This window comes from Streptomyces sp. NPDC059957 (assembly GCF_042730015.1).
In the GTDB taxonomy this organism is placed as follows: Bacteria; Actinomycetota; Actinomycetes; order Streptomycetales; family Streptomycetaceae; genus Streptomyces.
Genome location: NZ_JBHWMB010000093.1, coordinates 19,986 through 27,288, shown reverse-complemented (window position 1 = coordinate 27,288; position 7,303 = coordinate 19,986). Strand labels below are relative to the sequence as shown.

The 7,303-nt window shown below is 71.1% G+C and carries 9 protein-coding genes; 4 read left to right on the top strand and 5 right to left on the bottom strand.

From position 1 onward, the window contains the following. From ACFWBW_RS37060 to ACFWBW_RS37050, 3 genes are all read right to left on the bottom strand, one after another. Nucleotides 1-1,471, bottom strand: a 1,471-nt coding sequence (locus tag ACFWBW_RS37060; protein ID WP_385382671.1) for a PTS transporter subunit EIIC, incomplete at its 3' end; no start/stop codon positions are given. A 300-nt stretch (nt 1,472-1,771) separates the two neighbouring features. Beyond that, nucleotides 1,772-2,401 carry a class I SAM-dependent methyltransferase gene (locus tag ACFWBW_RS37055; RefSeq protein ID WP_385382668.1) on the bottom strand — a complete coding sequence of 210 codons (630 nt, stop codon included), beginning with the start codon at nt 2,399-2,401 and terminating at the stop codon, nt 1,772-1,774. A 10-nt stretch (nt 2,402-2,411) separates the two neighbouring features. After that, entirely contained in the window at nt 2,412-3,401 is a 990-nt protein-coding gene (locus ACFWBW_RS37050) for a helix-turn-helix domain-containing protein (protein WP_385382665.1), read from the bottom strand. 190 nt (nt 3,402-3,591) lie between these two features. Between ACFWBW_RS37050 and ACFWBW_RS37045 the strand changes: the two genes are divergently transcribed. Continuing rightward, nucleotides 3,592-3,966 carry a PadR family transcriptional regulator gene (locus ACFWBW_RS37045; protein WP_385382662.1) on the top strand — a complete coding sequence of 125 codons (375 nt, stop codon included), beginning with the start codon at nt 3,592-3,594 and terminating at the stop codon, nt 3,964-3,966. Beyond that, nucleotides 3,963-4,562, top strand: a complete 600-nt coding sequence (locus ACFWBW_RS37040; RefSeq protein ID WP_385382659.1) for an HAAS signaling domain-containing protein — start codon at nt 3,963-3,965, stop codon at nt 4,560-4,562. The genes ACFWBW_RS37045 and ACFWBW_RS37040 overlap by 4 nt, the downstream gene beginning before the upstream one ends. A gap of 28 nt (nt 4,563-4,590) precedes the next feature. On the opposite strand, the gene ACFWBW_RS37035 is transcribed toward ACFWBW_RS37040, so the two are convergent. Together ACFWBW_RS37035 and ACFWBW_RS37030 are read right to left on the bottom strand one after the other, a co-directional pair. Beyond that, nucleotides 4,591-5,379, bottom strand: coding sequence for a TSUP family transporter (locus ACFWBW_RS37035; protein WP_385382656.1), 789 nt, complete (start codon nt 5,377-5,379; stop codon nt 4,591-4,593). Nucleotides 5,380-5,385: 6 nt separating this feature from the next. Next, a complete protein-coding gene (locus ACFWBW_RS37030) occupies nt 5,386-5,778 on the bottom strand; it encodes a molybdopterin-binding protein (RefSeq protein ID WP_385382653.1) in 393 nt (130 codons plus the stop codon). 307 nt (nt 5,779-6,085) lie between these two features. Here ACFWBW_RS37030 and ACFWBW_RS37025 point away from each other — a divergent pair, with 307 nt between their 5' ends. Both ACFWBW_RS37025 and ACFWBW_RS37020 read left to right on the top strand, forming a co-directional pair. After that, complete coding sequence (locus tag ACFWBW_RS37025) at nt 6,086-6,289, top strand: cold-shock protein (RefSeq protein WP_385382650.1); 204 nt, start codon at nt 6,086-6,088, stop codon at nt 6,287-6,289. 171 nt (nt 6,290-6,460) lie between these two features. Continuing rightward, nucleotides 6,461-7,249 (top strand): GNAT family N-acetyltransferase, encoded by a 789-nt coding sequence (locus tag ACFWBW_RS37020; protein WP_385382647.1) that lies wholly within the window; start codon nt 6,461-6,463, stop codon nt 7,247-7,249. Nucleotides 7,250-7,303: the final 54 nt, after the last annotated feature.

Below are 7,303 nucleotides of genomic sequence, written 5' to 3'. Positions count from 1 at the left end.
CCTCCGGGGTGCGGAAGTCGGAGAAGTACACGAGCGCCATCGAGACGAAGAAGGCGGCCGTGATCGCGATGCCGTAGGTGGCCATCGGGGAGAAGACCGGGATGGTCAGCAGGGAGGTGAAGGCGAAGGCCTTGGTGTCCACGCCGCCCAGGACGCCCACGATCACGCCGCCGACGAGGCAGCCCACGAGCATGCGCGGGTAGATCCGCTTGAAGCGCAGGTGGATGCCGTAGAGCGACGGCTCGGAGATGCCGCCGAGCAGGCCCGCGGCCAGGGCTCCGGTCGCGGTCTGGCGCATCTCCTTCTCGCGGTGGCGCAGCGAGAGCAGCAGGACACCGGCGGTGGCGCCGAAGCAGGCGAAGTTCCATGCGCCCATGGGGCCCTGGATGAAGTCGTAGCCGAGGGTGTTGATGTTGACGAGCATGAGCGCGTTCAGCGGCCAGTGCAGGCCCAGCGGCACCAGGAACGGGTAGAGCAGCGGGATGAGGATCGCGAAGACGATCGGGGCGTTGCCGTTCAGCCAGGACAGGCCCTCACCGAGGCCGTTGCCGGCCCAGACGCCCAGCGGGCCGATGAGGAACGCGGTGATCGGGATCATGATCAGCATGCTGAAGAACGGCACGAAGACCAGGTGCACGGCCTCCGGGAAGATGCGCTGCAGGCCCTTGTAGACCAGGGCGAGCAGGGCGACCATCAGCAGCGGCACGAAGACCTGGCCGCCGTAGTCGTTCAGCTGCATCGGCAGTCCGAAGACGTGCGCCACGCACTCCTGGGTGCCCAGGGTCCCGTTGGTGGTGCAGGTGATGCCGGGGATGCCGGACTTCGGGTTGAGCATGCCCGTGAAGTTCGGGGTCATCACCGCGGCCATCACCGCGGCGCCCACCCAGGGGTCGATCTTCAGCTTCTTGGCCGCGTTGTAGGCGACCATGATCGGCAGGAAGTACAGCACCGAGCGCCACATGGCGTCGACGAAGACCCAGGTGGCGGACTTGTCCGCGGCGCGGAAGTCGACGAAGCCCAGGGCGTCGAGGACGGAGGCGATCGCGATGATGAGCGAGGAGCCCAGCAGGACGCCCATGAGGGGGCGGAACGAGTCGGACAGGTACTCGAAGAAGTTGTCGACCACGGCGTAGCGGCCGCGGCTCTTGGCCCGCATCGCGGCCTTGACGTCGGCGTCGGACTTCGGGCCCGGCGCGGCGCCGCCCGCCATGGACGGCAGGTTCATGATCTCGGAGTAGACGCGTGCGACGGCTCCGCCGATCACGATCTGCAGGCGGTCACCGGACTGCGGCACGGTGGCCATGACGCCGTCGAGGGCATCGAGCGCGGCCGCGTCGGCCTTCGCCCCGTCGTGGAGCTGGAAGCGCAGCCTCGTCGCGCAGTGCGTGAGGCTCTCGATGTTCTCGGCGCCGCCGACGCCGCGGAGGATCTGCTCCGCGAGCGTGCCGGGTCCGGCTACGGGTGTGTTCATGATGCGTCCTTGCATCCTGGGGCTGATGCCATCCTGCTTCGGTTCGCGATCTCTCACGCCCGGATCCGGGCAACAAAAAAGGCCCGGGTCGCGCACGCGGCGCCACCCAGGCCTTGCCTCCCCTCAAGCGGTGCACCACCTTGACGTCGCGTGGCGACGAAAGCGGTGACCTCGGGGAGTAACAATCCTGTGATCGAGATCGATCAGACAAAACCTTAACACCGGGAAGCGCGTGCGGAGGACGAGGGCGCTGTGATGTGGCTCGCGCAGTGGGCTCGGCGGCTCGGGGCGGTACGCGTTCTACGGGCGACGGGCCAGCAAGTGGGCGTCGAGGAAGCCGCGTTCGGAGGCCGGGTCGTGGAGCAGCCGGGCGAACGGGACGAGGCCGGCGCCGGTCAGCAAGTCGGCGAGCCGGTCCGCCGGCCAGCTGTAGGCGGGTGTCACCTTGTGGTCGAAGCGGACCGGATCCGGGCCTTCGGTCCCGAAGAAGGAGACCAGGAGGAGGCCACCCGGTGCGAGGACCCGGACCTGCTCGGCGAGCAGCGCGGGCAGGTCCCCGGGCGGGGTGTGGATCATCGAGTAGTGGGCCAGTACGCCGCCCAGCGCGCCGTCCTCGACGGGGAGGGCCTCCATCCGCGCCTCGTCGAACCGCAGCGCCGGATGGGCCCGGCGGGCGTGGTCGACCATGGCCGGGGAGAGGTCGAGCCCGAAGGCGTCCAGTCCGAGGTCGTGCAGCATGGCCGTCAGGTGTCCGGGGCCGCACCCGACGTCGGCCGCTCGCGGGTTCCCCGTCCCCCGCACCAGCTCGGCGAAGGTGGTGATCATGGCTCGCGCGAAGGGCTGCGTCTCCAGCCGGCCGGCGAACATCGACGCGTACAGCTCGACGACGCCGTCGTAGGCCGCCCTGGTCTTTTCTCGATGATCCGCCACGGGAAGGAAGCTAACATCCGCGCGATGCGGCCCGCCCCGGGGTGGTCGCCGACGACGCCCGGTGTTCGCTAGGGGTGGTTCCGTAGGCTTCGCGGAATGCCCGGCTGAACGCGGAGGCGCTGGGGAATCCCCAGCGGGCCGCGATCACTTGAACGGGCTGACCGCCCGGTTCCGCTCGCGCCAGGTCGGCGCGGGCTCGCTCGAGCCGGCCCTCGCGGATGCGTGCCGCGACGCTGAGGTCCTGGCCCGCGAAGAGGGCGTAGAGCGCGCGCAGGGACATGTTGTGCCGGTCCGCGATCGCCTGAGGGGTCAGGGCCGGGTCGCCGAGGTTGTTCTCGATGAAGCGGTGGATCCGCTGCAGGGTCTCCTGCGTGCGCACTTCGGCAGGCACCTCACCGAGGGCGCCCAGCTGCCGTGCGAGACACGCGGTGGCCAGGTCGAGGGCGACGGACCCCATCCCGCGCAGTTCCTCCGGGCCGCAGCGCGGGCCGTGGACGAGCAGGGTTTTCAGGAAGTCGGCAAGGACCGCCCCTGACCCCGTGTCCGCGGCCAGGCCCTGCGCGAGGAGGCGGTCGACCCGGTTCGGGCGCAGCGCCAGTGCCGGTCGGGGGATCTGCAGCACGATCGTGTCCACCCGCCCGCCCACGCAGGCCCCTGCGCTCGGCCGTGACGTGTCCGTGAGCATGAGCCCCCCGGAGACCACCGAATCGCTGCCCCGCTGTGAGATCCGGACGTGGCCCCGCGTCACGAGGGCCAGCTGGAAGTGCTCCGGATCGCCGCGCCGGACATGGGCCGCGGTTCGGCGCGAGAGCACCGGTGAGCAGGACAGGGAGGACAACCTCACCGCGCCGAGGTCCAGGTCCGTGATCTTCGCGCGGAAGTCGGCCGTGTGCGGGGTGCTGAGCATGACCGGCATCACATCGCTGGACACCGTCTCGCAGAACCAATCGAACCTGTCCTCGCGCGCCACGACGGCTTCCGACGTCACCAGCGAGCCCATGCGACCACCCACACCCTTTGACCTGGCGGCGAACCAGTCCTTCACCGGTCGACCCACCGCCGTGCTTCCCCCCGTCACGTGATCAAGTATCGACCACGTGGATCCGGCGGGGGCACGTCCCCGTGCCCGGTTCCACACCCCCCGGTTCCCCCCTTCCCAGCTGGTTGCCTCACCAGGTATCTTGCATCGCATGGAACCAGGTGATTCGACCAAGCAGGCCCGGGCAGCCGCCCAGCTGCGCAAGGGGGTTCTGGAGTACTGCGTGCTCGCCCTGATGCGGGACCGCCCCCGCTACGGCGTGGAGCTCCTCCAGTCCCTCGAGGACTCCGGCACCCTCGCCACCAGCCAGGGCACCGTCTACCCGCTGCTCTCCCGGCTGCGCCGCGACGACCTGGTCACCACGACCTGGCAGGAGTCCGCCTCCGGACCGCCCCGCCGCTACTACGCGCTCACCGACAGCGGCCGTGCCGCGCTCGACGAGTTCACCCGCGTCTGGCCCGGCTTCCGCAACGCCGTCGACGCCTTCCTCGCCACCCCGCACCACGCCACCGGAGATTCCGCATGAAGACCTCGGCCGACCCCGTACGCGACTACCTCTCCACCGTCGAGCGCGAGGCCTCCGCACTGCCCGCCGACCGCCGCCGCGAACTCCTCGCCGACCTCGCCGAACACATCGAGGTGACCCGCGCCGAACGTCCCCAGGTCACGATCGGCGAGGTCCTGGCGGAGCTGGGGGATCCCCGTACGATCGCGGCGACCGCACTGGCCGAGGCGGGCGACGGGGTCGTCGAGGCCCCCGCACAGAGCGGCGCCGGCGCACCCGTCCGGCAGGGCAAGGTCCACCCCCTGGTCCCGCTCCTGATGCTGACCGTCCCCTTCCTCGTCGCGGCGGTCCTCCCCTACAGCGACACCACGGCGTTCCTGAGCACCCTGTTCCGCGTCATCGGCGCGGTGCTCCTGTGCACCTCGGTGCACTGGAGCACGGCACGGAAGTGGACCGGCGTACTGCTCACCGCCGTCCTGCCGACCCTCGCCATCGGCATCTGGAAGCTGTTCGCCGCCGCACCGGCGGGCGACACCGCGGCCAACCTGGCCAACCTGGCGACGCTCGCCCTGCTGGCCGGCACGACGGCATGGCTCTGGCGGAACCGCCGCGCCTGAGGAGCCGCTCCCGGGTCCGGCAAGGGTCTCAGGTGAGCGACTGGGCGGCGTAGAGGGTGCCGACGGCGGTGGCCAGGGTGCCCAGGAGGAGCCGGAGGGCCTTCTCCGGCAGACGGGGCTGGAGGCGGGCACCGAGGTAGCCGCCGACGAGTCCACCCACACCGCAGGCCAGGCCCAGGAACCAGTCCGGCGCGATGCTGCCCGGCCCGGAGAGCGCCAGCAGGGTGTACGTGGCGGCGCCGACCACCGAGGTGGCGAAGGTGGAGGCCAGGGCCGCCGGGGCGACTTGGGCGACCGGCATGCCGCGGCCGACCAGGACGGGGCCGAGGAGGGATCCGCCGCCGATGCCGTAGATCCCGCCGACCACGCCGACGACCAGGGCCAGGCCGGTCACCGCGCGCGGCGACAGTGCGTCACGGGCCCGTCCGGACCGCCGGGACGGCAGGAGCGTGCGGAGGATCAGCCACAGTCCGAGCGGCAGCAGGAATGCGGCCACCAAGGCCTTGAAGACGACCGGGCCCGGGATCGCGAACACCCGGATGACGGCGCCGACGACCACGCCGGGCAGGGTCCCGAGGACCAGCCTGCGCACCAGTGGCCCGTGCAGGGTGCCGGTGCGGTGGTGGCGCAGGAGCGCGCCGGGGCCGGCGACCACGTTGTAGAGCAGGTTGGTCGGTGTGACCGCCGGACTCGGGACCGCGAACACGCTCAGTTGTACGGGCAGCAGGAACACCGCCCCGGACACGCCGACCGGCGCGGTGATCACCGCGATGAGCAGGCCGGTGGCCAAGCCGGCCAGACCCGTCCCCCAGTCCAAGGCCGGTCAGCCGCGTTCGACGTGCACGCTGGTCGACTTCACCCGGGCGGTGACCGTCACGCCCGGCTCCAGGCCGAGTTCCTCGACGGCCTCCCGGGTCAGCAGCGACACCACCCGGTGCGGCCCCGCCTGGACCTCCACCTGCGCCGAGACCCCGCCCAGCTTGATCGCGGTCACGATCCCGGGGAACGCGTTGCGCGCCGAGGTGGACGGGGTGTCCTCGCCCTCGGCGCCTTCCCGGGCGACCTCCACGCAGAACGCCGCGAGGTGGAGCCCCTCGACGATGCGCCGGTTGCCCTGCCGGTGGGTCGGGAAGCGGTCCGCGTCCGCCCACCGCCGCACCGTGTCAACGCTCACAGCCAGCAGCTCGGCGGCCTGCCCCATCGTGTACGACTCCATGAGGGCCACCCTAGGGGGTGCAGGTCATGGGCATGTTGACCGCCCTCGGCCCCGCGCCGCGGCGGGCTCGCCCGACCGGGCGCGGACACGACCGCGGGCCGTGGTCCGTCCCCCGGAGAGGGGCCCCAAGCCGGGGCAAACCGATCATCGGTTTGCCCTCCTCGTGCAAGTGGGTAGATCATGCCTCGTGATCGGCAGTCGTGTGTCCGAAGTACCGCTTCACCAAGCGTCGGAGGACCAGGGCAAGCAACCCACACCCAAGGGTCCTCACAAGCGAGGATCCTCGTCCCCGACAGGGAGCATTCAGATGGCCACCGGAACTGTGAAGTGGTTCAACTCGGAAAAGGGCTTCGGCTTCATCGAGCAGGACGGCGGCGGCCCCGACGTCTTCGCCCACTACTCCAACATCAACGCCCAGGGCTTCCGTGAGCTCCAGGAGGGCCAGAAGGTCGAGTTCCAGGTCACCCAGGGCCAGAAGGGCCCGCAGGCCGAGGACATCCGTCCCATCTGAGCCACAGCTCCTGAGCCTCGGCTCTGAGCCGTAGCATCCTGACGCCCCGTACCGTTTGGGTGCGGGGCGTCTCTGCGTCCGCCCTGCCCGAGCTTCCTCCTCGTCCGCCGCATCCGCCGTCCGTGACCCCCTCGCCGTCCGGCCGGTCCGGGTCCGCCGTACTCTGTCCGGGTGATCCTGCACAGCCTTCACGACCGATCAGCCCTGGCCGCCCGCTTCGAACGGGACCCGGCCATGAACCTGATGGAGCTCGGCGACCTCGACGACCTGCCGTGGCCCCACACCAGCTGGTACACCCTCTCCGAGGACGGCCCGGTGGCACTCCTCTACGCCGTCGGCGACATCCCGACGCTGCTGGGCTTCACCCGCCCCGGGCAGGCGGCCGCGCTGGAGGAACTGGCCGGGGCGCTGCTGCCCGTACTCCCCCGGCGCTTCCTCGGGCATCTGACCGGAAACTCCGCGAAGGTACTGGAATCCGCGTACGCCGTGGACTCGCGGAGCACCTTGCTCCGGATGGCGCTGACCGACTCCGAGCCGACCGACCGGCATCCCGACGGACCGTGGCGGCCCGCTCCGCTGAGCCGGGACGACCTCCCGGAACTGCTCGAGCTGTTCGAACAGGCGTACCCGGGCAACTGGTTCGACCACCGCATGCTCGACACCGGCCAGTACCTCGGCGCGCGGCAGGACGGGCAGCTGGTCGCCGTGGCGGGCGTCCACGTCCACTCGGCCGCGTACCGGGTCGCCGCGCTCGGGAACGTCACCACGCACCCGCGGGTACGCGGACAGGGCGCCGGCAGTGCCTGCGTCGCCGCACTGTGCCGACGTCTGGGAAGGACCGTGGACCACATAGGGCTGAACGTCCGCGCGGACAACGCCACCGCCGTCCGCCTCTACCGCCGGCTCGGCTTCAGCGAGGTCACGGAGTTCACGGAAGCCGCCTTCACGGCCCGCCCGTAGGCAAGCGGCAGCGGGGGGGGGGGGGCGGCGGGGGGGGGGGGGGGAGGGGGGCGT

Bases quoted from the DNA above. Each gene is read 5' to 3' on its own strand.
- ACFWBW_RS37030 (WP_385382653.1), bottom strand. From the start codon at position 5,778: ATGGAGTCGTACACGATGGGGCAGGCCGCCGAGCTGCTGGCTGTGAGC.
- ACFWBW_RS37050 (WP_385382665.1), bottom strand. From the start codon at position 3,401: ATGGGCTCGCTGGTGACGTCGGAAGCCGTCGTGGCGCGCGAGGACAGG.
- ACFWBW_RS37040 (WP_385382659.1), top strand. From the start codon at position 3,963: ATGAAGACCTCGGCCGACCCCGTACGCGACTACCTCTCCACCGTCGAG.
- ACFWBW_RS37045 (WP_385382662.1), top strand. From the start codon at position 3,592: ATGGAACCAGGTGATTCGACCAAGCAGGCCCGGGCAGCCGCCCAGCTG.
- ACFWBW_RS37025 (WP_385382650.1), top strand. From the start codon at position 6,086: ATGGCCACCGGAACTGTGAAGTGGTTCAACTCGGAAAAGGGCTTCGGC.